The following is a 24,837-nucleotide window of genomic DNA, read 5'->3' on the forward strand; positions in this document are numbered from 1 at the left end:
CCTATGAAAAGTTTGGGTGCAAGGGCTGTTGGTTTTTTTGCGAAACAGTTTTTTCGCACTGCCGCGATCTTTTTTATTTTGCTCAACAGTTGCTTTGGTGAAGATGCTACCAGTATAGGCGTGTATTATTTTCCAGGCTGGAAGCAGGAAGCTCCATTGATCAAGCGTCCGCCATGGGATTTAATAAAAAAGTTCCCTGATAAAGAACCACTGCTTGGCTGGTATAAGGATGGATCAAAAAATGTAACTTCTAAGCAGTTAATGTGGATGAAAAACAATCACATTGATTTCGTAGTATATGACTGGTATTGGGTCCCGAAAAATGGGGTGACTCTAAACCACGCCATTGATTCGTTTATAGAGCACAGCAAAACAACAGATATTGATTTTGCGATCTTATGGGCAAATCACACTGATACACCATCAAGTTTAAGACAGTTTGATGAGGTTGTCTCATATTGGCTGAAAAACTATTTTGTCAATAGTAATTATAAAAAAATCAATAGTGAGCCGGTCGTAGTAATTTTTTCACCAGAGTCTCTTGAAAAACACGCAAAACAATTTGGAGAAAGTACCAAAAGTTTGCTAGCTCGAGCCCGCCAACAGGCAAGAAATGAAGGATTTAAGGGTATATATTTTATAGCCAATACGGCGCCCATCGATAACGTTGTTAAGAAAATATTACCTAGTGCAACTTATGATGCGTTAACTGCTTATAACTACCAATCTGCTCCTGTTTTAAAGCAGAGCTTATACAAGCAGTCTCGTTCTTATACTGAGTTGTCTGATGCTTATCAGGAAAATTGGAGCTGGATGATTAAAAATTCGCCTCTGCCGTACCTTGTGCCAGCTACCTCCGGTTGGGATCGAAGACCGTGGGGTGGGAGTGCTGATCCTCTGCACGATAGTTCTATCAGCACGCCAGACGAATTTGATCATCATATACATGAAGCTATAACTACTGCTCGTTCCAATAAAGAAAAAACCCACAATACTGTGATTATATGTTGTTGGAATGAGTATGGCGAGGGGTCGTATATAGAGCCAACGAAAAAGTATAGGTTTAAATATTTAGATGCGATAAGGAGAAATTTCTTAAAATGAAGGTTTGTTGTTTATATCGTTAATTGGAGGGGGGTGTATGGGGGTTGATAAAAAAATTCATATATTGGGCATACGAGGTATTCCAGCTCAGCATGGCGGATTCGAAACCTTCGCAGAGAAACTCGCACTTTACCTAACAGATAATGGTTGGAAGGTCACCGTTTATTGCCAAGAAAAAGGCAGTGGCGGGATCTCCACTACCGAATGGCGTAGCGTTCAACGAATACATATCCCGTCCGCTAATACGGGGGTCGCTGGAACCATGATTTTCGACTGGAAAGCCACTATCCACGCATTGGGCCAAGATGGTCTTTTTTTGACCCTCGGTTACAACACAGCTGTCTTCAATATTCTTCAACGCATAAAGGGCCAAACTAATGTCATCAATATGGATGGCATCGAATGGAAGCGCGAAAAGTGGGGTTTGATTGCCAAAACCTGGTTTTGGCTAAATGAGCGGGCAGGTTGTTGGTTCGGCAACCACCTGGTGGCCGATCATCCGAAAATCAAGGATCACCTGGCCACCCGGGTCAAGGATTCGAAGATCACCATGATCCCCTATGGCGGGGACCGGGTGAACGAGGCAGACCCGGCCGTGCTGGCCGGTTTTGGCCTGGAGCCCCATGGTTTCTCCGTGGTTATCGCCCGGCCGGAGCCGGAGAACTCCTTTCTGCAGGTCGTCAAGGCCTTTAGCAGCAAGCGCCGTAACCATAAGTTGGTGGTGCTGGGCAACTTCACGCCAGAGAAGAACGAGTACCACAAGCGGGTGATGGACGCAGCTGGCGAGGAAGTGATCTTCCCCGGCGCCATCTATGAGGCGGCGGTGGTCCAGTCTCTGCGGTTTTTCAGCCGCTTTTACATCCATGGCCATCAGGTCGGGGGCACCAACCCTTCGCTGGTAGAGGCATTGGGCGCCGGCTGCTCGGTGATTGCCCATAACAACCATTTCAACCGTTGGGTCGCCGGTGATGCGGCGGTGTACTTCGACGACGAGCACGACTGTGCCAAGTTGTTCGAGAAGTACTTGCGCGACGACCACAACCATTTGATCGCAGCGATGAAGGCAGAAAGCACCCGCCGCTTCAACGAAAAATTCACTTGGGAAAACATCCTTTCCCAATATGAAAAATTACTGATCCAGTGGTACCCCAAGGAGTACAGCAAGTGACCCAACGTATTATCGTCACCGGCGGTGCCGGTTTTATCGGCTCTGCCGTCATTCGCCATCTGATCGACAACACCGACGTGAGTGTGCTCAATATTGACAAGCTCACCTACGCCGGCAATACCGAGTCCCTGGCGTCGGTGGCGGGCAGCCCCCGGTATGAATTCCAGCAGGTGGATATCTGCGACACGGCGGCGTTGCACGAACTGTTCGCGCGTTTCCAGCCCGATGCGGTGATGCACCTGGCGGCCGAGTCCCACGTGGATCGTTCCATCGACAGCCCATCGGATTTCATCCAGACCAACATCGTTGGCACCTACAGCATGCTGGAGGCCAGCCGCCGCTACTGGTCGGGGCTGGCGGCGGAGCAGAAGCAGGGCTTTCGCTTCCACCATATCTCCACCGATGAAGTCTATGGTGACCTGGAAGGCACCGACGACCTGTTCACTGAAACCACGCCCTACGAGCCGAGTTCGCCATACTCGGCATCCAAGGCTGGCTCCGACCATTTGGTGCGCGCCTGGCACCGCACGTATGGCTTGCCGGTGCTGGTCACCAACTGCTCGAACAATTACGGGCCTTTCCACTTCCCCGAGAAGCTGATCCCCCATGTGATTCTCAATGCCATCCACGGCAAGCCGCTGCCGGTATATGGCGATGGCTCGCAGATCCGCGACTGGCTGTTTGTCGAGGACCATGCCCGAGCGCTGTTCGAAGTAGTGTCGCGCGGCACCGTGGGCGAAACCTACAACATCGGCGGGCACAACGAGAAGCGCAACCTGCAAGTGGTGGAAACCATCTGCGAACTGCTCGATGAGCTGCGCCCCCGCGATGAAGAGCTGGGCTCATACAAGGAACTGATCACCTTCGTTACCGACCGCCCCGGGCATGACCGTCGTTACGCCATTGATGCGAGCAAGATCGAGCGTGAGCTCGGTTGGCGACCACAGGAAACCTTTGAAAGCGGCCTACTCAAAACGGTTCAGTGGTATCTGGATAATCAAGAGTGGTGGCAACGAGTCCTTAACGGTGAGTACCGCCCGGAGCGTCTTGGCCATATCGGTTGAACCATTCAAACCCTGCCTCTATTAAACTTTGAAGGGAATCCTCATATGAAAGGCATCATTCTGGCGGGCGGCTCCGGCACTCGCTTGCATCCTATTACTCGTGGTGTATCCAAACAGCTGCTTCCGGTCTATGACAAGCCGATGATTTATTATCCGCTGTCGGTTTTAATGCTGGCGGGCATTCGCGAGATATTGATTATTTCCACGCCGCAGGACTTGCCCAACTTCCAGAACCTGTTGGGTGATGGCTCTTCTTTCGGCATTGAACTCAGTTATGCCGAACAACCTTCTCCCGATGGTCTGGCCCAGGCTTTTCTGATCGGCGAGGATTTTATCGGCGACAGTAATGTGGCGCTGATTCTGGGCGACAACATCTTTTACGGTTATGGCTTCAGCGCCTTGTTGCGCGAAGCATCGCAACGACAGACCGGTGCCACCGTCTTCGGTTATCGAGTCAGTGATCCGGAGCGTTTTGGTGTTGTCGAGTTCGACGTTAACGGCAAGGCGATCTCGATCGAAGAGAAACCAAAACATCCGAAGTCCGACCATGCTGTCACCGGCTTGTATTTCTACGATAAAGACGTTGTGAGCATTGCAAAGCAAGTCAAACCTTCGATCCGCGGCGAGCTCGAAATCACGGACGTGAACAACGCCTACCTGGAGCGCGGAGATCTGCACGTCAGTGTGCTGGGGCGTGGTTTTGCCTGGCTGGATACCGGCACCCATGATTCGTTGATGGAGGCCGGGCATTTCGTACAGACCATTGAAGCGCGGCAGGGCTTGAAAGTGGCATGCCTTGAAGAAGTGGCTTATCACCAGGGGTGGTTGTCGGCCGCGCAGCTGGATCAGCAAGCGACCGCGCTGCACAAAACCGGTTATGGCCAATACCTGGCGCGGGTGCTGACGACGGAGCCTGCGAAATGAATGTCATCAACACCCGGTTACCCGGCGTATTGATTATCGAGCCCAAGGTGTTTGGCGATGCTCGCGGGTTCTTTCTCGAGAGCTATCATGAGCAGCGTTATCGCGACGCCGGCATCGACTTGCCTTTCGTCCAGGACAATCACTCGCGCTCGCAGTATGGGGTGTTACGTGGTTTGCACTTCCAGCGGACTCGGCCCCAGGGCAAGTTGGTGCGAGTCACCCAAGGGGCAGTGTATGACGTGGTGGTAGACATCAATCCTGAATCCCCGACGTGTGGTGAACATGTGGGGGTCAAGTTGACCGCCGACAACCATCTTCAGCTATGGGTGCCGCCAGGTTATGCCCACGGCTTTTGCGTGCTCAGCGATATCGCCGATTTTCAGTACAAATGCACTGACCTGTATTTTCCCGAGGACGAGGGTGGGTTGCTCTGGAATGATCCGGAGCTGGACATTGCCTGGCCTTTAGAATCGCCCCAACTTTCGGAAAAAGACCAACGCAATCCACGTTTGCGCGCGGTGTTGAACGGGGAATGACTGACCCGTCATTGTCTATAATTAACATTAACTATTTATGACCTGATGTTATTTAATAATGACGCTCCTGGCGCACGGGAATCTTGCGGGCAGAATGCCGTGAAAATCCTGACTAATAATAACAATTGGCGCAAAACAGGAATGAGTTGCATCCGGGGTTTTTCGTGAAAAAAACCAGGGTTTCGCTGGAAAATTCTTGGAAAATGCACTCAATTTCCAATTGTCACTGTCTTCTGTAAATGCTTTTACCCGTGAGGTGACCAGGTTTGGCGTATGGCATGTAGTACCTATAAATGACATCCTTCAGCAGAGGCGATGGTATGAACTGGCTGGTTCAATGGGCCGGTTTATTCGTTCTGCTGTTCCATTCCCGGTCCCTTAGTATCAAATCTAATTAAAGTTTGATGTCGAGAAGGAGTCTGATATGAAGAAGCTACTTACGGCCGGCTTGCTGGCTGTCATGAGCACCGCGGCATTGGCAGCGGATGAACCCGCCAATAAACCGGCGAGCGAAGCAGTAAGCGAGCCGCTGTCCTTGAATACCCCGCTGGTCGGGGGCGTTACGGTCGCCGAAACCGTGCTGATCGGCGCGGCCGTTCTTGGCGTTGCGGCGGCTGCTTCAAACTCCGGTGGCAATTCCAATGGCGGTACCTCTGGCACAGGTGGCACCACCGGCACTGGCGGTACGACCGGTACCAACTAATACCCCGCGAAGTGTGTTGTTCAAGATCACTCAGAGTCCTCTGGGTGATCTTGTTTTAGATTTGCCCTCGACTAGCGTAGTGCCATTTATGATCCGTAGATTATCTGTTGTTATGCTGGCAAGCATCAGCTTGCACGGCTGTATGTTTTCGCCTGGTCAACACATGGACACCAGTCAAATGGTCAGTGATGGTTCTCCGGAAAGTAGCCGGGTGGAGCTTATTCCGATCACGCCTAAATTGATTGCCATGGATGCCGCCACGCAAGTTCGCGAATCGGTTCCCGCAGCATTGTCGTCCTATGTGCCTGGCGGTTATCGCGTGGGCGCCAATGACCTGTTGTTTATTACGGTCTGGGATCACCCCGAGTTGACAGCGCCTTCTGGCCCGCAACAGCAAATCGATGCCAACGGTCGACTGGTTCGTCCGGACGGCACGCTGTTTTATCCCTACATCGGTAATATTCCTGCCGCGGGTAAAACCATTGAAGAGCTGCGAGCCTATATCGCCGAGCGTTTATCGCAATTTGTCGAAAGCCCACAGGTTGACGTCAGCGTTTTGCGTTTCGCCAGCCAAACCGTGGTGGTTTCCGGTGCGGTACTCAAAGCTGGCCAACAGCCGATCACTACCACCCCGCTGAGTGTAGTAGAGGCCGTGGGTGCGGCCGGTGTGGATCCGTCGAATGCAGATCTGTCAGGCCTGACGCTGACCCGGGACGGGCGCGAATACAAGCTTGATCTGGACACCCTCAATCGCCAGGACTCACAGCTGCAGGGCGTCTACCTCAAGGGTGGCGACCGGTTGTACTTGCCTTATAACGACCAAAAGCGAATCTATGTCATGGGTGAGGTCAACCAGCCTCGCGCGCTGAGCTTCAAGAGCAAATCGATCAATCTGACCGATGCTCTGGGCACTGTAGGAGGCTTGAACCAGACCACCTCCAATGGCAACGCGGTGTACGTGATTCGCGGCGCGGATAACCTGGAAACCGAACCGGCCAAAGTATTCCAGCTCGATGCCGAATCCCCTTCGGCCCTGGTGCTGGCCACCCGTTTCGATTTGCAGCCGCAAGACATCGTCTACGTTGGCCCGGCCGGCGTGACACGCTGGAACCGTCTGATCAGCCAGCTTCTGCCTACCGCCTCTGTTCTCGGGACCGGCGCCAGCTCGGTCAATGACCTCAGCGAAGCCAACAGCAGATAAGGCTCAATCCCGTCGTGAAAATTTTGCCTACCTGCGCCTGTCTGACGATGGCGCTCTTGCTGTGCGGGTGTAATCCGTTGATGAAGGCTTCCTGGGACACCCTTGGAGCTTCCATCACGGGGCCTGCCTCCATCCACTTGACCCGTGCTCAGGTCGACGCCGTGCCGTATCCGCAGATTCTGGTCACCACCACCTCCAGCGAGGGGGTGATGGCCATGGCTCGCCGGCGTGGCGATCTGCAGTTCTGGGTCGCTTCCGGCAAGCAAGTACTGATGATGCGCGACGGTCTGGTGGTGCGCACCGTTGGGCTGGGTGTTTCCCTGGATGGCACTCGCTTCGATGATGAGTCGCCGTTCAAGCGCGGCCTTCAGCATTTACCCAACGGCTATGTCAGCACGCGCTGGATCGACATCTACGACGGCAATCGTATCGGCATCGCGGTCAACAGCCGTTTCAGCACCCACGACATCGAGACCATCCGCATTCTGGACAAGGATTACGCCTTGCTGCGCATCGACGAGCAGGTGGATGCACCCACCCTGAATTTTCACGCTACCAACCGTTACTGGGTCGATCCCCAGGACGGTTTTATCCTGCGCAGCGAGCAGCATCTGACGCCGCAGCTGTTCCTCAAAATCGTGCAGTTGCGCCCTGATCGGGGAGCTGGCCGGTGAAGTGTCCGAACCTTCTATTGCTTGGCTTGCTCTTGATCGGCCCGGGCGTGGGGCACGCTGACGTCACGGTCAGCGGTGATGTGCGCAGCCCGGGCGACTTTGATGTCAAACCTGGGGCACGTTTGCTGGATGCCATTCACAACGCCCAACCCAACGCCGAGAGTTATTGGCTGGGGGCGGCCTGGCTGCATCGTTCATTGGAGGATCAGCAGGCCCGGCTAAAGGCCGGCGTACTGTTCGATCTGAAACTGGTGCAACGGGGTGCCTTGCTCGATGGCAGGGTAGCGCGAGCGGATTTGAGTGCGCGCCTGTATGAACAGATCGAGCGACTGCCGGTTACCGGACGCAAGGTCGCGGTGCTGGACCCGATCGCCGTGGAAGTTGGGTTTGCCCACAATGCCCGGCTGGATGACGGCGACCGTCTGATTTACCCGATGCGCCCCTCTACCGTGGAGGTTCTCGGGGCAGTCGTGCAGCCCTGTCAGGTGCCTTACCGTGCCCTGCAGGAAGTGAGTGCCTATGCGCGCGATTGCGCCATTCTCGACGGCGCCGAGCGCGACTATCTGTGGCTGATCCAGCCCGATGGTCAGGTGCGGCGCGTGGGCGTGGCGGCATGGAATCGTGAGGAGGGCGTCGTAGCCGCTCCCGGCAGCAGGATTCTGGTACCGATCAGGAGTGACGACCTCGAGACGCCGACCCCTGAACTCAATCAACAACTGGCCGAGTTTCTCGCCACCCAACCCTTGGCTGAGGTGGCTCCTTGAAGTGCCCGTTTAAGTTACGTTTTGCTGCTGCATTGCTCCTGCCCTGTGGATTGGCCCATGGTGAGCCGCGTTACACCCAGAGTGATTTTGGTGGCGTCGGTCTGCTACAGACCCCCACCGCACGCATGGCCCCCGCAGGTGAATTGAGCGCTACCGCGAGTCGTACCGATCCTTACTCGCGCTACAGTTTTTCGTTGCAACCGCTAGATTGGCTGGAAGGCTCGTTTCGTTACACGGCGATCACCAACCGCAATTATGGTCCCGAGGATTTTAGCGGCGATCAGAGCTTCAAAGACAAGGCCATCGACGTCAAGGCGCGGCTGTGGGAAGAAAGTCACTGGGCGCCGCAGATCGCTGTCGGCGCTCGGGACATCGGCGGTACCGGCTTGTTTTCCAGCGAATATTTTGTCGCCAACAAGCGTTATGAAAACCTGGATTTCAGCCTCGGCATTGCCTGGGGCTATCTGGGTAATCGGGGGGATTTCAGTAACCCGCTGGCGGTCTTCGGCAGCAAGTTCAACGACCGGCCAGAGAGCACGGCGGCTGTCGCCAGGGCAGGGGACGTGAACACCAACGCTTACTTCAGGGGCCATCCTTCGTTGTTTGGCGGGGTTGCCTATCAAACGCCGTGGGCACCGCTGAGCCTGAAGCTCGAGTACGAGGGCAACGATTACAAGAATGAACCGCTGGACAACTCGATCAAGCAAGACCTGCCGATCAACATCGGCGTGGTCTACAAGCTGGCCGACAGCATCGATCTAAGTGCCGGCTGGGAGCGGGGCAATACGGCGATGTTCGGCATTACCTTGCACACCAACTTTGTCAGCCGCAAAGCACCGGTCAAGACGTATGACCCTCCCGCCGAGCCGTTGCCAGCGCAGGCACCGTCGACCCCGGCTGACCAGGTCAACTGGGCTGATGTTTCCGATCGGCTGCAGCAAAATGCCGGCTATAAAGTAAAGCGCATCACCCAGCGCGGTTCGGAGCTGATGGTGTATGGCGAGCAGTCCCGCTATTTCTATTCGGCCAAGGCCGTTGGGCGAGCCAGTCGGATTCTCGATAACAGCGTCAATCAGGACATCGACTGGTTCACCTTGGTGAACCAGCGTTATGACATGTCCATTGAGGAAACCAGCGTGCCGCGGGAAACCTTCCGCGCGGTCGTGAACAACGACCTGCCGATGAAGGATCTGCACCGTACGACCGAGGTCAATCCGGCGACAGCGCACCGGGAAACCACGCTCTACACCCAGGCGCTGGAACCGTTCAGCTACGGCTTGGGCCTGGGCTACAAACAGAACATCGGCGGCCCCGACGGACTGCTTTATCAGTTCACCGCCGATGCCGACGCGGAGTATCGTTTCACCCGTAATACCTGGTGGAACGGCTTGCTCAGTGCCAACCTGCTGAACAACTTCGACAAGTTCACCTACGACGCGCCGAGCGGGCTGCCGAGAGTACGCACTGATCTGCGCCAATACATGACCACCTCCGACGTGATGATGCCGACGTTCCAGTTCAACCATGCGGTGCAGCTGGATCGGGATTTGTACGGCATGGCCTACGGCGGCTATCTGGAGTCGATGTATGCCGGGGTCGGCAGCGAAGTGCTGTATCGACCTACGGGGAAACGCTGGTCGGTGGGCGCTGACCTGAACTTTGTGCGTCAGCGTGATTACAATCAGGGCTTCGGTCTGCGTGACTACCAGACCGTGACCGGGCATATCACCAGCTATACTCAGTTGCCCTATGACATGCTTGCAGCGGTCAGTGTGGGGCGTTATCTGGCGCGGGACTGGGGCACCACCATGGATTTGTCGCGGGAGTTCAAGAATGGCGTGAAGTTTGGCGGCTGGGTCACGCTGACCAGTGCGTCGAAAGAGGAATATGGCGAGGGCAGCTTCGACAAAGGGATTTATGTTTCCATCCCGTTTGACGAGTTGTTGAATACCTCGACCATGCGCCGGGCCAATATCGTCTGGGCGCCGCTGACCCGAGATGGCGGTGCACGTCTGAGCCGCACCTACTCACTGCAGACCATGACCGATGGACGCGACAGCGACCTGTTCTACAACAATTTCGAGAAAATTACCGAATGATCATGTGGCTCAAAGGGCTGGTCGAGTTGCCATTCTGGCTTCGGGGTCTTGTCTTTATCGCAGTGACCGTGATTCTGCTGTTCGCGGGGCTGCGCTCCCAGCCGATCCCGGAGCTGTTCGTCGAAGAGGACAAGCTCCATCACTTGATCGGCTTTCTGGTATTTGCGTGCAGCTGCCGTCTGGCCTTTCCCAGTGTGAAATTTCACTGGATCGCCGTGGGGTGTTTGCTCACCGGTGTACTCATCGAGGCCGCGCAAGGTTTGATGCCGCTGCGCACGGCTTCGCCCTACGACATGCTGGCTAATACTGTCGGCGTGTTGATGGGGTTATTGATTTCAAGGTATTGGGTGCGCTGAAAAGACGCGACGTACCAAGCAGTCTCCCGGCATGTTGCACTCTAGATCCTCTCTCTATTCCCCTCCAGCAATACCTCTCTTGCCGATGGCGCGAGTACGGTCGACCTGCTCGACGTTTTCGGCAATGAGTATCCCATCCGGCTAATGCCAGTCAGTCAATCCATCATGCGATCTGTAGCAGGGCGAAGCATGCGTTAGGCTGGGTAGTAGTCGTGAGTCCGGCTGATGTGGTCTGCCTGATGCAACGCACGTTCTGTGCTTTAAGACGGCTACGCAGCCGAACGCAGCCTTCGCCAGCGGCTACAAAAAGAGTGCGCGACTGAAATTGCGTAACTGACTGGCATTGCCCCATCCCACCGTTCAATTTTATACCCCGCGTTTATCTTGCCGGCCAGGCACTGGCAGGTCGGACGCGGTGCGGATGCTTTCATCTGCACTGTCATCGACGAAACGACGCTACAGGCCGGCAGATGACTGGACGCAAGGATCAACGTGGAATGGGATATGAGGCGGTGGGGGCGAGGTGTTTGGGGCAGTCAGAAACCTGACTACCCCAGACTACAACCTTGTCAGCAATACGCTGAAGAATAGAAAGGGGACGAACATCGCAGCGGTTAATAGATGTCCTTGGAAAACAGCGTAAATGGGGTCTTGATCAGGATCTTGATGTCGAGCCACAACGACCAGTTGTTGATGTAGTTGAGGTCGATCTCCACACGCTTTTGCATCTTGTCGAGGGTCTCGGTTTCGCCGCGGCAGCCGCTGATCTGGGCCAGCCCGGTGATGCCCGGTTTGATTCGATGGCGGGCCATGTAAGCCTGGATCTTGCCGGTGTAGTAGTCGTTATGGGCGACCGCATGTGGCCGTGGCCCGACCAGCGCCATATGGCCTTGCAGCACGTTGAAGAACTGCGGCAGTTCATCGATGGAGGTGCGTCGAATGAAGCGGCCGACCGCAGTAATGCGTGGGTCTTCACGGCCGGCCTGGCGGACCTGGTGGTCGTCGTGCAAGCGCATAGAGCGGAACTTCCAGACTTTGATGATCTTGCCGTTCCAGCCGTGCCGTTCCTGTTTGAAGATGATCGGGCCCGGGGAAGAAATCTTCACGGCGGCGGCGATCACCAAAAGCAGCGGGCTGAAGCCGATCAGCGCGAGGGCGGCGAGGCTTCTGTCCAGCAAGGTCTTGCTCAGCGCGGCTGTCGGGTAACTGGTCAGCGGGCTTTCATTGAGGTGGATGGCAGGCAGGCCGTCCAGTTCGCTGATGGAGTGATTGAGCAGCGTCATGCTGCCCAGGTCGGGAACCCAGACCACATCGACATTGGCGTCGAGCAGGTCGATGTACAGCGCCTCGACCTGTTTGGCTTCGCTCAAGGGCAGCGCGATGTACAGCCGCCGGACGTCGTGCACCTGGATCAGCTCACGCAGTTCCTGCAATGGGCCCAAAACCCGGTGGGCATTGACCTGGGTAGACAGCTCGTTTGGATTTGAGCTGATCAGGCCTACCAGCGGCGGGTACTCGGTTTTGGTCAGTTTGTCTGCCAGATTCACCGCCAGTTGATCGGTGCCGATAATCAGGGTGTTGTACTGGCTGTGCAATTGCCGCTGGTAGTGCTTGGAAAAACTGTGCAATGGCAGGTACAGCAAGGCCTGAATGCAATAACCGGCCGCGGCCCAGACCACGATGATTTCCCGGGAGAACAATTCGCTGGTCTTGCTGAAAAAACCAATACTGGTCAGTCCGGCCAGCAGCAGCAGCCATCCCAGTAGCAGGCGCGCCAAGCCGCTGAGGTAACTATGCTGCTTGTGATAGACCAGCAGCAGGGAGTAGGAAGGGACCGAACCGAGGAACGTGAGTACTGCAAGCACACGATAATGGGCGTCGATTTCTCCTGTCTGGTACAACGCCAGACCAAATAACAATGTATTGACCGAAGTGATGGCAATTATCCATTGCCCCCAGAAGGTCAGTCCTTTGGTTATGTTATTTCGATTAATACGATTATGTACCATCGCGGTGTCCCTCGGGCCTGCGCCACGTTGTGTATCAGTCGACGGTTAATAAATGGCAGCCACGCACAAAGGCTGAGCGAGTGCGTCAGTCAGGAAATGTTTTTATTATTAGAAGGGAATAACGGGGCTTATGGCTGGCCATCCAGGCTTTGTTTTAAAGTCAGCTGATACGGTTGTCTCAGTGTTAGGTTTTTATACTAGTACCTAAATCTTCGTGGGTGTCTGACGAATTATAACGGCCACTCTTTTAGAGGCCTTGTTATAAAAGGTCGTGCTGTTTTGTTAGGAGGATATCGCTCAATCATCTATATAATTGCGGCACTCGAAAAGCGTTTGCCGGGTAGGCGAGGGGAAAATGGAGCGTGCGCCATAGGAGAGTTTATGGCGATAGTCAGGATATGCAGTGCAAGGAGGCAGATGGTGGGTGTGGGTGGTGTATCAAGTGGGGCGGAGAATCGCGTTTATTGTTATTGTTTTTTGCGATCTTTCGCTCAGTAGGCGACTCTTATCCTCTGTGCCAGGCAGTAACCACGGTTTCTAACCGAGCGGATCAGCCGTTCTCCATTGGCTGCCGTCTTGAACTTTTTCTGCAATCGGCTCAGGCACATTTCAAGACCGCTATATTGTTCCGGGTCTTTGTCGATGCGTAGAATAAGATCGTTTTTGCTGAGTACACGTCGATCGCTGAGTACCAGTTGGGTGAGCATTAACGATTCGGTACCGGTCAATGGAATAGTGATGTCTTCTTTGGCCAGTGTTCGATCGTCAGCGTTAAACCACCAGATATCAGGATTGCCCTGGGACTCTTTAACCCGACTGACTGCCGAGATGAACTCTTCGTCAGCCACCGGCTTCTTGAGAAAGCCATCAACACCGAAGTGCGAGAAGTGATTGAGTTCTGAAGATTCAGAGTTGGGTGTTATGAGGATGATTTCCGCATCTTTTTGATTTTTACGGATGAAACTGACATCGCTTAGCGATATGTCCGCCTGGTCGAGCAGGATGTGCGTGAATCGACTCTTTCGGATGCGTTCGCTGCTGAGTTTACCTGACTCGATTTCAAAAGATGAATACAGGCGTTGCGCGAGAAGCGATTCGATTGCTTGTCGGGCCAGTTGATCCCGGGTGAAAATCAGAAAGCTGTTATTCGGCGTGTTCACAATAAGGTTCCTTCCTAGTCTGGTGAAGTTTTCAAAACTTAAATGAGCTCAGTCGGCGAGTAGTACCTCCCCTGAAAAAAGTCGAAGGGCATGCTGCGAGCCAGTGTGTGTAGTGCTTTGTGCTCCACCCTGTCCGCCACGAATTTGATCTTGCTGTCATGGATCATGCCGCTTAGGCAGTCATAAGACCTGTTGAAAAAATCCTGGCTGTTTTCGACCATGATGTCGAAATTGGATTTGGTCAGGTCCACTTTTATGTAATCGAAGAGGGCCAGGCTGATCAGTTTTTCGGTGCTGTCGTCGCTTAAATCATAGCCATCGAAAGCGATCTCGATACCATTGTCTTTCAATAAGTGAATATGATTGATAATAGTTCTTTTTTCTTTCAGGTTGAACGACAGGAACGAACTGCTGTTAATGCTGGGGATTAGCTGTTGCTCATGCTTTTTGAGTATCGCTTGAGCATCGTTCATTTCCTTGATCAGCGCTTTATCCAATAAAGCAGATTGATTCATGGTCACGAACAGTTTGTTCGGTACCGGTGCGGAATGGGAAGGCAGGGCCTCAATCTGCGAGAGGGCATTCAATTGGATCCGTGTCAGGACTTCGTAATAAGTCGCCAGAGGATGATCGGAATGCAGTTGTTGATACCCCTTGTTCAGAGGTGTCTCCTGTTTGGTCGCCTTGGCATAGATTTCGCTGCCGAACAGTTCATCGTTTCGTTTCAGAATCGATTGCCTGAAGAATACCAATGCGAAGTTTTCGTGCGCTATAGCTTGCCTGCCGGGCTCCATTTCCTAGTCCTTTAAGAGTGAAAATTTGTTTGATTGACTGAGACGACCCCTCGAAGCAGTCGATAACCATAACCACGAACACTGTGAATGATGTTAATGCCAAAGTGTTTTTTGATTTTATTTCGAAGCCGGCTTATGGATTTCTCCAGGACGCGTGAGTCGTAGAGTTTTATATTCAAACCCATGGATTCGGCCATGCAATCATGGTGCAGGATATTGCCTTCTGCGTTGATAAGCGCATCCAGGGCTTTCATTTCCTGATAGGCCAGATCCAGTTTGTATTCATCGTTGTATAAGTGCAGGCATGTTTGGTCCAGAGTCAACTTTATACTCGGCTGCCATTCAGGGGTTTCGAGCAGTTCTGAGAGTAACCTGGCTTTTTCATCCTGATCGTTAGGTACATTGATGCAGTGATTGGCTCCAGCCAGGTAACATTCAATTTTAGCGTGCGGAGAGCGATAGTTGATTGCAACGATAATGGCCAGTTCTGTCGGATTCGTACGTAGCTTTTTGATCAGTGCCAGGCAGTCATTAAATATGGAGGGGCTTTCAATATCGATCAGTACGGTATCGAGTGTTTGCGTTTCGATATCCATGTTTGGCGGGTTTGGATAATCTAATGTATAAACATGTGTGAGATTAGGTACAAATAGTTGGCGAAGTTTCTCTGTCGAGCGCCAAGTGCGCCCAATAGCGAGAATACCCCTCTGGCTATTTTCGATTTTGCTCTCAGTACTCATCGTGCAAATTACTCATATGTGCTGGCGTTGCAATCTTAATACACAAAATACTGACGTTATCTGACTTTTTATAACATTTCCTGTCTGGAACACACGTCACTCCATGCCCTGTAGTTTTAGCTGATTCAATGACATAGGCAAATGCCGAGGCTTAAGCCCATTGGTGTTTGTGATCGGAATTAGTTGGTGGCCCCTTTCAGTCGGACTAGGCTTTTTAGGTTGACTTTTCCATGACAAGTACAGATGCGATGGCTAATTGCCCATCTGGCTGCAGAACGAAGCACAACTGCGGAGTCTTGCGTATGAACGGTGCGGATGTCCGCATTTTTGAAAACTGGAGTTGATTTATAAGGATATTCCACGGTGTTCTAGGGTGATGTAGGTGCATGTTGGGGTGGCGATTAGTACAGCGACCGCCTCTTTTTAGGGCGAATGACCATATTAATTGAGGCTTTTCGCATTATATTAGTAATATTTATGTCCGAAAGGGTAATTGTCAGCGGGTAGTTATTCTGTTTGGCTATTGAAAAAAATCCAAAAGTTGATATTAAAGCGCCATTAAATTTTATGTACTAACCGGGGGGAGCCCGATCCTTTTTGCAATTAACCATCCACGCAACGCCAAACCGATCGACCAGCATTGCGAAACGGACCGCCCAGAACGTCGCCTCCCGCGGCAGCAAAAAACCATTCTGCCTCCACCACACTGTCGACATTTTCGTATAAGCGGCCTCGCAGTTGAAGATCAGGCAGTTATTGAGGGGGGACGTTCAGGTTCGTGCTCGAATGCCGATGGGCATTGACTCCAGATAGCAAAGCGCTAAAGCCTGGCGAACGGTGGTATTTTTCAGGTGTTTTTCTATGGGCCAAGCGAGGCTTATCGCCTTGTGATGGCTTGTTTCACGTACTGTAGAACCGCCGCGCTTCTCTGACATCTGCCAGCGAGTCCATCGTCCTATGCCCGTCCTGACCCGCTTCGCCTCTTTGCTCGATCAGGCGAGACGTGCCTTGTTGCTGGTCTGGGGAACGTCCCGCGGGCTGTTCCTGGGATTGGTGCTGGCAACTCTGGTTGCCGGTGTGCTGCCGGCGCTGGCGGCCTGGTTGGGGCAGCGGATTGTTGATGCCGTAGTCACGGCCATGCAATTGCACGCCCAACAGGGCAGTGCGCCATTATGGCCGGTTGTGCGGTATGTGCTGTTTGAAGCAGGCGTGCTTGCGTTGCTGTCCGGGACACAGCGTGCATTGTCGGTTCAGCAATCGCTGTTGCGGGTGCAGCTGGGGCAGAAGGTTAACACGATGATTCTGGAGAAGGCCCAGACCTTATCACTGGTCCAGTTCGAGAATTCCGAGTTCTACGACAAGCTGGTACGGGTGCGACGTGAGGCATCGACCCGGCCGCTGGCGCTTGTGATGAAGTCGCTGGGGCTGATCCAGAACCTGATCGTGTTGATCAGCTTCGGTGTCTTGCTGGTGCATTTTTCGCCGTGGGCGCTGGTGCTGCTGGTAGTTGGGGCGCTGCCGGTGTTCTTTGCCGAAGCGCATTTTTCCGGGGATGCCTTTCGCCTGTTCACGCGCCGGGCGCCGGAGAGTCGGCAGCAGAATTACATCGAGACGCTGCTCTCCCATGAGGGTTACATCAAAGAGGTGAAACTGTTCGGTTTCGCGCCGCTGCTGTTGCAGCGTTATCGGGACACATTTGCGCGTCTCTACGCCGAAGACCGGCGCCTGACATTGCGTCGTGATGGCTGGGGATTTGTGCTGGGACTGCTGGGCACCGCTGCATTTTATCTGGCCTACGCCTGGGTCGTGGTCGATACCGTTCACGGCAATATCACCCTTGGGCAAATGACTATGTACCTGGTGCTGTTCAAGCAGGGGCAGGCCGCCGTGAGCAGCAGTTTGAGCGCGATCAGTGGTCTTTACGAGGATGGCCTTTACCTGTCGAGCCTCTACGAGTATTTGGCCGAACCGGTTATTGCCGATAGCGGAAGCCTTACCGTGGGGGCGGTGCCCGGCGACGGTTTGCGTTTCGAGAACGTCGGTTTCCGTTATCCGGGAGCGAGCCGCGCCGCTTTGCAGGGTATCGATCTGCACCTGATGCCTGGACACAGCGTCGCCCTGGTGGGGGAAAACGGCTCGGGCAAAACCACGCTGATCAAGTTGCTGACTCGGCTGTATCGCCCCGATCAGGGCCGTATTTTGCTGGATGGCAGCGATTTGCAGTCCTGGGACGAAGAAGCGCTGAGACGACGCATCGGCGTGATCTTCCAGGACTACATTCGCTACCAGTTCTCCGTGGGCGAGAACATTGGCGTCGGCGATACCTTGGCGTTCAATGATGAAACGCGCTGGCAGCAAGCGGCCGCCGAGGGCATGGCCGCGCCCTTCATCGAGCGTCTGGATCGCGGTTATGCCACGCAATTGGGGCGGTGGTTTGCCGGTGGGCAGGAATTGTCCGGCGGGCAATGGCAAAAAATCGCTTTGTCTCGCGCTTACATGCGCCGCGACGCCGATATTTTGATTCTGGATGAGCCGACCTCGGCCCTGGACCCGGCGGCGGAAGCGGCGGTGTTCGAGCACTTCAGTCAACACACCGAAGGCCGCATGACGTTGCTGATTTCTCATCGGTTCTCCAGCGTGCGCAATGCCGATCACATCATCGTGCTGGACCAGGGCTCGATCCTTGAGCGAGGCGATCACGACAGCCTGGTCGAGGCGGGCGGGCGGTATGCGCAGTTGTTCAACGTGCAGGCTCGTGGTTACCGATAGCGCGTCAATCCCCTGTGTGAGCGGGATTTGCGCCAACCCGCGGCCCGTTTTTTTGTGCCTGGTGATACGGACTAATGTGGCGAGGGGGCTTGCCCCCGTTGGGCTGCGAAGCAGTCCTGAACCCTGCCACCACGGTGCGTCAGGCACACCGCATTCACTGGCTTGGCGACCGCTGCGCAGCCGAACGGGGGCAAGCCCCCTCGCCACAAGGTGTGGGGCTTCATGGCATCTGCGGCAATTCCTGAGGCCGCAAATCAAACACCAACACCTCGGCATCCACGCCGTTGCTCAAGCTCAGCACCTGTTCTTCCCGAACCCGCACACCATCGCCTTCCTGCAACTGCACGCCGTTCAACTCGACACTGCCGCGCGCCACATGCACATAGGCGTAACGATCGGCGGCCAGTTCCAGGGTGGCGCTTTCCTTGCCGTCGATCAGGCCGGCATATACCCGCGCATCCTGCCTTACTTTCAGCGAACCGTTGGCGCCGTCCGGGGAGATAATCAGTTGCAAGCGCCCGCGTTTTTTCTGCGTGCTGAAGTGCTCTTGCTGGTAACGCGGTTTGGCGCCGCTAACCTCTGGCACGATCCAGATTTGCAGGAAGTGCACCGGTTTGTTCGTCGAATGGTTGAACTCGCTGTGAGCCACGCCGCTGCCAGCGCTCATCAATTGCACATCACCGGGACGGATCACCGAACCGGTGCCCAAGGTGTCCTTGTGTTCCAGGGCACCTTCGAGCACATAGGAAAAAATCTCCATGTCGCGGTGAGGGTGCTGGCCAAAGCCTTTGCCAGCCGCTACACGGTCGTCGTTGATCACCAGCAAGTCTGAAAAACCCTGCTCCCGAGGGTTGCGGTAGTTGGCGAAGGAGAAGGTATGGAACGACTTCAACCAACCGTGATTGGCCGCGCCGCGATCCGAAGCTTTACGAAGGGTCAGCATGATGAAATCTCCTGTCAGGACGTGAATTCGTCCGAGTGAGGAGAAGGTTAATGTTTACCGTCTGGTGCAATAAGTAGATGAAAATTGAAATACTGTCTCTTTCAAGTTGACAGTATTTGGTGCTGGTTCACGTATCCTTGTTGGTACATTTGGCCATAATGCTCAGCACTGCTGACGCTATTTTCCTTCTTCTCTGATATCAGTGATGTCCAATCCATGAAAACCGTGGCAATGGTGCTGTTCCCCGACTTTCTTCTGCTCGATATGGCCGGTCCCATGGAAGTGTTTTCCATCGCCAATCGTTATCTGGATTCGGCGGACCGTTACGAACTGTCGACCATCGGCACTGAGCCGGGCGCGCTGCGAGCCTCAAACGGCGTTAACGTTCAGGCCGATTTGCACATCGATCAGGCGAACGAGCGCTATGACTTGTTGCTGGTGCCGGGCGGGCCGGGAGCCTACAACGAAAAACATCCGTCATTGCTCGCCTGGCTTCAGGGCGCTGTCACCCGGGCGAACCGTTATGGGTCGATCTGCACCGGCGCATTCGTGCTCGGGCATGCCGGGCTGCTGGACGGCTATCGCGTGACCACTCACTGGCATTACACCGAACGTCTGATCAAAGGCTTCCCCAAGGCCACCGTCGAGACCGATCAGATTTACGTACAAGACCGCAATCTCATCACCTCTGGCGGTGTCACCGCTGGCATCGACCTGGCGCTCGCGGTGGTTGCCGAAGACCATGGCAAGAAGGTCGCCCAGGACGTCGCCAAGGTGTTGTTGGTGGTAATGAAACGCCAGGGCGGGCAGGCGCAGTTCAGCCCGTTGATGGCGGCAGTGGCACCCCATGAAACGCCGATCACCCGGGTGCAGAACCATGTGCTCGAACACCTTGATGAAGCGTTCAGCATCGAACGCATGGCCAGCCTGGTGAACATGAGTGCGCGGCACTTTGCCCGGGTTTTCGCCCGGGAAGTGAACATGACGCCCATGGAGTTTCTGCAAAGTGCGCGCATCGATTGCGCCAGGAACCTGCTGGAAACCAGCGACCTGCCGCTCAAGACCGTGGCCTTCAAAAGTGGTTTCGGTAGCGTGCGGCACATGCGTTTTCTGTTCAGTGAAAAGCTCGGCCTGACCCCCACTCAATACCGCGAACAGTTCAGTTAGGGGGGCGTTGTCCGTCACGCGCACCGTGATGGCCGTGATGCTCCTCCCGTGGCCGTTGTGCCGTCACCCATGCCTGCCAAGATACCCGTGAACTCTTTGCCATGGAGATGCGGGAGCCTGGATGGACGGGGGCGATGGATTTTGCAGTGCCTTGAGCCGGCCCAGGTTTTCAGCGCATGAACGTGCATGAACAGCCTCAGCAATATAAACAGCGATGCGGTGCTGCGGTTCGGGCCCTACGCGTTCCACCTGCATCAGCGACTGATCCTGGACGGTGATCGAGCGCTGCGCATGGGCGGGCGGGCCCTGGATATTTTGCAGGTGCTGCTCGAGCGCGCCGGTTCAGTGGTGAGTAAGGATGCCCTGATCGCGCATGTCTGGCCGACCTCGGTGGTCGAGGAAATCAACCTGCGTGTGCATATCGCCGCCCTGCGTCGGGCACTTGGCGATGGCCAGAACGGCCAGCGTTACATCGTCAATATTCCCCAGCGCGGCTACAGCTTCATCGCCCCGGTACAACGCGACGGGACAGGCTCGCCGGTGCCGGTCGAGACGGAACACAAGCCTCAGCACAACCTGCCTGCGCGGCTCACACCGGTGACCGGTCGCGACTCGATCGTCGGCAGTGTGGCCCGGCAGTTGCCGGTTCGACGTCTCATGACTTTGATTGGTCCCGCCGGCATTGGCAAAACTACCGTGGCGCTGCGCGTGGCCGAGTTGCTGTTGCAGCACTATCAGGACGGTGTCTGGAGGGTTGATCTGGCGGCCATCGATGACCCGGGGCAACTCGTCGAGCATCTGTCGCGCATGCTGGAACCGGACGTCGGCGGGGCGGCGCTGGAGCAGCGGCATGCCTTGGTGGTGCTCGACAATTGCGATCACCTGCTCGAATGCTGTCGGGCAGTGGTGGACGATTTGCTGGCCTCGGCACCACGGTTGTCGATCCTGGCCACCAGCCGCGAACCCCTGCGAGCGGCGGGGGAAACGCTGCTGCGTTTACCGGCTCTGGCGGTGCCGCCGGCCTCAGCGATATACAACGTGGCCGAGGCCATGGGTTATTCGGCGGTGCAGCTGTTGGTCAGCCGCGCCCGAGCCCGTCAGCAAGGGTTTGCCCTGCGCCAACAGGACCTCAAGGCAGTGCGCGAAATCTGTCGGCGCCTGGATGGCCTGCCCTTGGCCATTGAACTGGCGGCGGCGCAGATCGATGCGTTGGCGCTGGTGGGGTTGCAAGCGCAACTGGGTAACTGTTTTCAACTGCTGACACAGGGGCGGCGCACTGCCGTGCCACGGCATCAGAGCCTGAAAGCCGCACTGGACTGGAGCTATGAACAGCTAAGCCCGTTGGAGCAAACCGTGCTGCAGCGGCTGGCGGTGTTCAAAATGGCGTTCACCCTGGACGCGGCGATTGGCGTGATCAGTTGCGCGGTGCTGTTGCCTGCCAGTGTGGTTAAAGGGGTGGAAAGCCTGGCGCGCAAATCGCTGCTGTCGGTGGAGCAGAGCATCGGCGTGACCCGTTACCGTTTCCTAAACACCACCCGCGCTTATGCCTTGGAAAAACTCGACGACAGTGGCTACTTGCGCGCCTGTGAACTGCGTTATGAGGGCTACATCAGCCGGGCACGCTGGACATCAGCCGGGCAGGTGTCGCTGCAGCTCGTCGAGTAGCCGACGGACTTTCGTCAAGTCCGGTGTGGCAAAGCCTTCGGTGAAGCGCTGGTAAATCGGCGCCAACAGCTCATAGGCTTGCTGAAAGTGACCCTGACGCTGCCATAGTCTGGCCAATGAGGTGGCGCTACGCAGTTCCCAGGCCAGCGCTCCCTGGGTTTTTGCCACGGCTAAAGCTTTGAGCAGCACCGCCTCAGCCGCACTGACCCCGGTCGGGCAATCCTCGGTCAGCAACGCGTCGGCCCGGGCTCGTAGAATTTCCGCCGTGCTCCAGCCCGCCGTACCGTTTTCGGCTCGTTCCAGCAATGCGTCATCGATGAAACGACTGTCCAGCGTGACCATGATTTCCTTGATCAACCCGCTGTTTGCTTGCGGTGAGGAGGGCGCATCGGCCCCCTCGATCACCTGCGCGTAATGTTTGGCCCACGTGTAGAACAGCAGCACCGAATGTTTCTTCGCCTGCTCAAGCAGCAGGCTCAGGAGCTCGCGGGCGACCGGGGTGTCGCCGTTGTAGTGAGCGATCAGGCAACCGGCCAGCGCCAGGGTGTAGCAGATGGACGTGCCATGATTGATCTGCATCGCGATGTCGAGTGCTTGTCGTGCGGTACGCCAGGCTTTTTCCGGGTGCCCTTGTAACCAGAGAATGCGCGCCAGAATCGTCAGGGCTGCGACGCTTTGATCGTACTGCACACCAAAACAGTAGGTGAAGCGGTTGAGTTGACCGCTCTGGGCCAGGCATTGAATAACCTGTTCGACATTCTCCCGCGCCAGAGCCTGATCCCCCGCAAAGTGCAGCGCCAGAACCCGCAAGCGTTGGGTGCTCAGGGACAATGCCGCATCACCGTGCAGCCCCAACCGCTCAAATTGTCGGCTCTGCTCCAGGGCCTGTTGGTAGTGGCCGCAACTAAGATCAACCGCCAAGTGCCCGGAAATCGCTTTGAGCTGACCGGCCACATCGTTGCAGTGTTCGGCCAAGTGTTTGGCGCTGACAAACGCTTCGACGGCTTCGTCGCTGCTGCCCAGGGTGTGGTAGCAGGAACTGCCGAGGGCAAGCTTGAGGGTCATGGTCACACGCGGGCAGGGCTGATGCGTCGCTTCGAGCAACGCCAAAGCTTTGCGCACATACACGCCATGCTCCTTGAGCAGCGACAGTTCCTGCCAGAGCGGCGTCGAGGTCGCGGCGAGGCGGATCGCCAAGGCCTGCGGCCCTTGAGCATTCAAGCCCCAATCGAGTGCAGAACGGATGTCTTCCAGGTTGCGGGCGTAACGCTCGATCCAGCGATCGCTCGAGATCTGCTCCCAGTCGTCCCGGGCTTGCTGCATCAAGGCCAGGCAGCGTTCGGCGTGGCGCTCGCGGGTGTCCGGCAATTCCTGGGCCTGGGCGAGTTTTTCCAGTGCATAGCCACGTGTGGTGTCGAGCAGCCGGTAGAACACTTCTTCGTCGCCGACTTCCACGTTCAATAATGACTTGGCGACCAATTGGGTGATCGAGGCGAACACCACGCCGGGTTCGAGGTGTTCACCGACGATCACGGCGGCCGCCGACTCCAGGGTGAAGGCGCCCCGAAAAATACCCAGTCGACGCAGGCAGATTTGCTCGCAGGCATTGAGCAGTTCGAAGCTCCAGTCCAGCGTCGCGCGCAACGTCTGATGGCGGCCCAAGGTCGTTTGGCAGCCTTGGGTGAGCAGGCGAAAGTTGCCTTGCAGCTGCAACAGCAACCCACTCAAACCCAGGCTGCCCACTTGCGCTGCCGCCAGTTCGATGGCCAGCGGTATGCCGTCCAGACGCCGGCAGATTTCAATGGCCAGCGGCAGTTCGGCTTCGCTCAGTTCGAAACTGTCGTGGCTGGCCATCGCCCGTTCGACAAACAATTGCAGCGCCGAAAACGTCAGCGCCTGAGCGCGGTCGAGCACGGCGATGGGCGGTGGGCAGTCCAGCGATTCCAGGCGCTGCACGAACTCGCCTTCGGCCCGCAGGCTCTCGCGGCTGGTAGCCAGAATGTGCACTTGGGGCGCCGCGCGCAGGATGCTTTCACTGAGCAACGCAATGGCATCGATCAAGTGTTCGCAATTGTCGATGACCAGCAGCATCTGCCGTTCGCGCAGGAACGTGGCGAGACCGCTCATGGGTTCGGCGTCGTGCAAGGATAAATCCAGCAGCGTTGCCAAGTGCGTGGTGATCATCAAAGGGTCGTTGATCGGTGCCAGGTCCAGCAGGCGAATGCCGTCTCGGTAGCGGCCGATCAATTGCTCGGCGACGCGCAGCGCCACCGTGGTCTTGCCGATTCCGCCGGGGCCCACGAGGGTGATGAAACGCTGCCGCGTCAATTGCGTTATCACGCTGTCGACCAGAGTCTGGCGACCGATCATGCGGGTCCGACGGATTGGCAGGTTATGCCGGCTCCCATGTTCGGCGCTTTTCGGGCTTTGCTCGATGTGCTCCACAGAGAACGGCGCGACAAAACTGTAGCCGCGCTGAGCAACGGTGATGATGTAGCGCTGGCCGGCCTGACCACCACCGAGGGCCTTGCGCAGCGCAGCCATGTGCACCCGCAGGTTGATGTCTTCCACCACGCTTTTGGGCCAGACCCGGGCGATCAGTTGCTGCTTGCTCACCACCTGCCCGGCGTGCTCCAGCAGGATCAACAGAATGTCCATGGCCCGCCGACCCAGGCGCAAGGGCTGGTCGGCCTCCATCACCAGGCGTTGTCCGGGGTAAATCCGGTAAGGGCCGAAATGGATGGCCTGTTCGGGAGAAAGGGTCAACGGGTCACTCCTGCATCCGTCTATCGCACGGTATCGGGGCATATTCCTCAGGTTTTTTCGGCAGTGCAATGCTCTGTCGTGCACCTCGTCGGTGTGTGCATCGGCTGCTGGATTCCCGTCAGCGCTTGTCGATCCCGTATTTATTGGGTGCGGTGTTGGCCGGGGGCGTGGGCGCCCCGTTGAAAATTAACAACGTTTAACTCGTCGTGTGTCCGGTCTACGCTCAAAAAT

General features: G+C 55.8%; 20 protein-coding genes and 1 pseudogene. 14 read left to right on the forward strand and 7 right to left on the reverse strand.

Features of this window, described 5'->3' with window-relative positions; translation table 11 throughout:
• The first annotated feature begins 3 nt into the window (after window positions 1–3).
• The 11 genes from AB7M26_RS15520 to AB7M26_RS15570 all read left to right on the forward strand — a co-directional run bounded on the left by AB7M26_RS15520 (window position 4) and on the right by AB7M26_RS15570 (window position 10,593).
• Window positions 4–1,104 carry a glycoside hydrolase family 99-like domain-containing protein gene (locus AB7M26_RS15520; RefSeq protein ID WP_429385095.1) on the forward strand — a complete coding sequence of 367 codons (1,101 nt, stop codon included), beginning with the start codon at window positions 4–6 and terminating at the stop codon, window positions 1,102–1,104.
• 37 nt (window positions 1,105–1,141) lie between these two features.
• Window positions 1,142–2,272, forward strand: coding sequence for a DUF1972 domain-containing protein (locus AB7M26_RS15525; RefSeq protein ID WP_429385097.1), 1,131 nt, complete (start codon window positions 1,142–1,144; stop codon window positions 2,270–2,272).
• Window positions 2,269–3,336, forward strand: a complete 1,068-nt coding sequence (gene rfbB, locus AB7M26_RS15530; protein WP_429385099.1) for a dTDP-glucose 4,6-dehydratase — start codon at window positions 2,269–2,271, stop codon at window positions 3,334–3,336. The genes AB7M26_RS15525 and rfbB overlap by 4 nt, the downstream gene beginning before the upstream one ends.
• 45 nt (window positions 3,337–3,381) lie before the next feature.
• Complete coding sequence (gene rfbA / locus AB7M26_RS15535; RefSeq protein ID WP_429385101.1) at window positions 3,382–4,260, forward strand: glucose-1-phosphate thymidylyltransferase RfbA; 879 nt, start codon at window positions 3,382–3,384, stop codon at window positions 4,258–4,260.
• Window positions 4,257–4,796 (forward strand): dTDP-4-dehydrorhamnose 3,5-epimerase, encoded by a 540-nt coding sequence (gene rfbC / locus AB7M26_RS15540; RefSeq protein ID WP_095053577.1) that lies wholly within the window; start codon window positions 4,257–4,259, stop codon window positions 4,794–4,796. The genes rfbA and rfbC overlap by 4 nt, the downstream gene beginning before the upstream one ends.
• A 424-nt stretch (window positions 4,797–5,220) precedes the next feature.
• Window positions 5,221–5,499, forward strand: coding sequence for a hypothetical protein (locus AB7M26_RS15545; RefSeq protein WP_429385103.1), 279 nt, complete (start codon window positions 5,221–5,223; stop codon window positions 5,497–5,499).
• An 88-nt stretch (window positions 5,500–5,587) separates the two neighbouring features.
• Entirely contained in the window at window positions 5,588–6,700 is a 1,113-nt protein-coding gene (locus AB7M26_RS15550) for a polysaccharide biosynthesis/export family protein (RefSeq protein ID WP_429385105.1), read from the forward strand.
• 14 nt (window positions 6,701–6,714) lie between these two features.
• A complete protein-coding gene (locus AB7M26_RS15555) occupies window positions 6,715–7,374 on the forward strand; it encodes a YjbF family lipoprotein (protein ID WP_429385107.1) in 660 nt (219 codons plus the stop codon).
• Entirely contained in the window at window positions 7,371–8,138 is a 768-nt protein-coding gene (locus tag AB7M26_RS15560) for a capsule biosynthesis GfcC family protein (protein WP_429385109.1), read from the forward strand. The genes AB7M26_RS15555 and AB7M26_RS15560 overlap by 4 nt, the downstream gene beginning before the upstream one ends.
• The gene (locus tag AB7M26_RS15565; protein ID WP_429385111.1) at window positions 8,135–10,237 is read left to right on the forward strand and encodes a YjbH domain-containing protein; all 2,103 of its coding nucleotides are present in this window, start codon (window positions 8,135–8,137) and stop codon (window positions 10,235–10,237) included. The genes AB7M26_RS15560 and AB7M26_RS15565 overlap by 4 nt, the downstream gene beginning before the upstream one ends.
• Window positions 10,234–10,593, forward strand: coding sequence for a VanZ family protein (locus tag AB7M26_RS15570; protein ID WP_429385113.1), 360 nt, complete (start codon window positions 10,234–10,236; stop codon window positions 10,591–10,593). The genes AB7M26_RS15565 and AB7M26_RS15570 overlap by 4 nt, the downstream gene beginning before the upstream one ends.
• Window positions 10,594–11,207: 614 nt before the next feature.
• On the opposite strand, the gene AB7M26_RS15575 is transcribed toward AB7M26_RS15570, so the two are convergent.
• The 5 genes and pseudogenes from AB7M26_RS15575 to AB7M26_RS15595 all read right to left on the reverse strand — a co-directional run.
• The gene (locus AB7M26_RS15575; RefSeq protein ID WP_429379455.1) at window positions 11,208–12,602 is read right to left on the reverse strand and encodes an undecaprenyl-phosphate glucose phosphotransferase; all 1,395 of its coding nucleotides are present in this window, start codon (window positions 12,600–12,602) and stop codon (window positions 11,208–11,210) included.
• A 491-nt stretch (window positions 12,603–13,093) separates the two neighbouring features.
• Window positions 13,094–13,762, reverse strand: a complete 669-nt coding sequence (locus AB7M26_RS15580; RefSeq protein WP_123497669.1) for a winged helix-turn-helix domain-containing protein — start codon at window positions 13,760–13,762, stop codon at window positions 13,094–13,096.
• 38 nt (window positions 13,763–13,800) lie between these two features.
• Entirely contained in the window at window positions 13,801–14,556 is a 756-nt protein-coding gene (locus AB7M26_RS15585; RefSeq protein ID WP_123497667.1) for an EAL domain-containing protein, read from the reverse strand.
• 11 nt (window positions 14,557–14,567) lie between these two features.
• Complete coding sequence (locus AB7M26_RS15590) at window positions 14,568–15,296, reverse strand: winged helix-turn-helix domain-containing protein (protein WP_123497665.1); 729 nt, start codon at window positions 15,294–15,296, stop codon at window positions 14,568–14,570.
• Window positions 15,297–15,868: 572 nt separating this feature from the next.
• Window positions 15,869–15,976: pseudogene (locus tag AB7M26_RS15595) on the reverse strand (hypothetical protein); the annotation flags it as partial.
• A gap of 277 nt (window positions 15,977–16,253) precedes the next feature.
• On the opposite strand from AB7M26_RS15595, the gene AB7M26_RS15600 reads away from it, so the two are divergent.
• Window positions 16,254–18,065: an ABC transporter ATP-binding protein gene (locus AB7M26_RS15600; protein ID WP_429385116.1), complete on the forward strand. Its 1,812-nt coding sequence runs from the start codon at window positions 16,254–16,256 to the stop codon at window positions 18,063–18,065.
• Between the two features lie 220 nt (window positions 18,066–18,285).
• On the opposite strand, the gene AB7M26_RS15605 is transcribed toward AB7M26_RS15600, so the two are convergent.
• On the reverse strand, window positions 18,286–19,008 hold the full coding sequence (locus AB7M26_RS15605) for a pirin family protein (protein ID WP_429385118.1): 723 nt from the start codon (window positions 19,006–19,008) through the stop codon (window positions 18,286–18,288).
• Window positions 19,009–19,224: 216 nt separating this feature from the next.
• Between AB7M26_RS15605 and AB7M26_RS15610 the strand changes: the two genes are divergently transcribed.
• Window positions 19,225–20,175, forward strand: a complete 951-nt coding sequence (locus AB7M26_RS15610; RefSeq protein WP_123497659.1) for a GlxA family transcriptional regulator — start codon at window positions 19,225–19,227, stop codon at window positions 20,173–20,175.
• A 186-nt stretch (window positions 20,176–20,361) separates the two neighbouring features.
• Entirely contained in the window at window positions 20,362–21,840 is a 1,479-nt protein-coding gene (locus AB7M26_RS15615; RefSeq protein WP_429385120.1) for an ATP-binding protein, read from the forward strand.
• Here the strand turns inward: AB7M26_RS15615 and AB7M26_RS15620 are convergent.
• The gene (locus AB7M26_RS15620) at window positions 21,805–24,606 is read right to left on the reverse strand and encodes an ATP-binding protein (RefSeq protein WP_429385122.1); all 2,802 of its coding nucleotides are present in this window, start codon (window positions 24,604–24,606) and stop codon (window positions 21,805–21,807) included. The genes AB7M26_RS15615 and AB7M26_RS15620 overlap by 36 nt on opposite strands.
• Window positions 24,607–24,837: the final 231 nt, after the last annotated feature.

The organism is Pseudomonas sp. F-14 TE3482 (assembly GCF_053629455.1).

What these genes read in the sequence shown, in the direction of transcription:
- AB7M26_RS15520 (WP_429385095.1), top strand. Translation starts at nt 4, where the DNA reads ATGAAAAGTTTGGGTGCAAGGGCTGTTGGTTTTTTTGCGAAACAGTTT.
- AB7M26_RS15605 (WP_429385118.1), bottom strand. Translation starts at nt 19,008, where the DNA reads ATGCTGACCCTTCGTAAAGCTTCGGATCGCGGCGCGGCCAATCACGGT.
- AB7M26_RS15610 (WP_123497659.1), top strand. Translation starts at nt 19,225, where the DNA reads ATGAAAACCGTGGCAATGGTGCTGTTCCCCGACTTTCTTCTGCTCGAT.
- AB7M26_RS15615 (WP_429385120.1), top strand. Translation starts at nt 20,362, where the DNA reads ATGAACAGCCTCAGCAATATAAACAGCGATGCGGTGCTGCGGTTCGGG.
- AB7M26_RS15550 (WP_429385105.1), top strand. Translation starts at nt 5,588, where the DNA reads ATGATCCGTAGATTATCTGTTGTTATGCTGGCAAGCATCAGCTTGCAC.
- AB7M26_RS15585 (WP_123497667.1), bottom strand. Translation starts at nt 14,556, where the DNA reads ATGGAGCCCGGCAGGCAAGCTATAGCGCACGAAAACTTCGCATTGGTA.
- AB7M26_RS15600 (WP_429385116.1), top strand. Translation starts at nt 16,254, where the DNA reads ATGCCCGTCCTGACCCGCTTCGCCTCTTTGCTCGATCAGGCGAGACGT.
- AB7M26_RS15525 (WP_429385097.1), top strand. Translation starts at nt 1,142, where the DNA reads ATGGGGGTTGATAAAAAAATTCATATATTGGGCATACGAGGTATTCCA.
- AB7M26_RS15545 (WP_429385103.1), top strand. Translation starts at nt 5,221, where the DNA reads ATGAAGAAGCTACTTACGGCCGGCTTGCTGGCTGTCATGAGCACCGCG.
- AB7M26_RS15575 (WP_429379455.1), bottom strand. Translation starts at nt 12,602, where the DNA reads ATGGTACATAATCGTATTAATCGAAATAACATAACCAAAGGACTGACC.
- AB7M26_RS15570 (WP_429385113.1), top strand. Translation starts at nt 10,234, where the DNA reads ATGATCATGTGGCTCAAAGGGCTGGTCGAGTTGCCATTCTGGCTTCGG.
- AB7M26_RS15590 (WP_123497665.1), bottom strand. Translation starts at nt 15,296, where the DNA reads ATGAGTACTGAGAGCAAAATCGAAAATAGCCAGAGGGGTATTCTCGCT.
- rfbC (WP_095053577.1), top strand. Translation starts at nt 4,257, where the DNA reads ATGAATGTCATCAACACCCGGTTACCCGGCGTATTGATTATCGAGCCC.
- rfbA (WP_429385101.1), top strand. Translation starts at nt 3,382, where the DNA reads ATGAAAGGCATCATTCTGGCGGGCGGCTCCGGCACTCGCTTGCATCCT.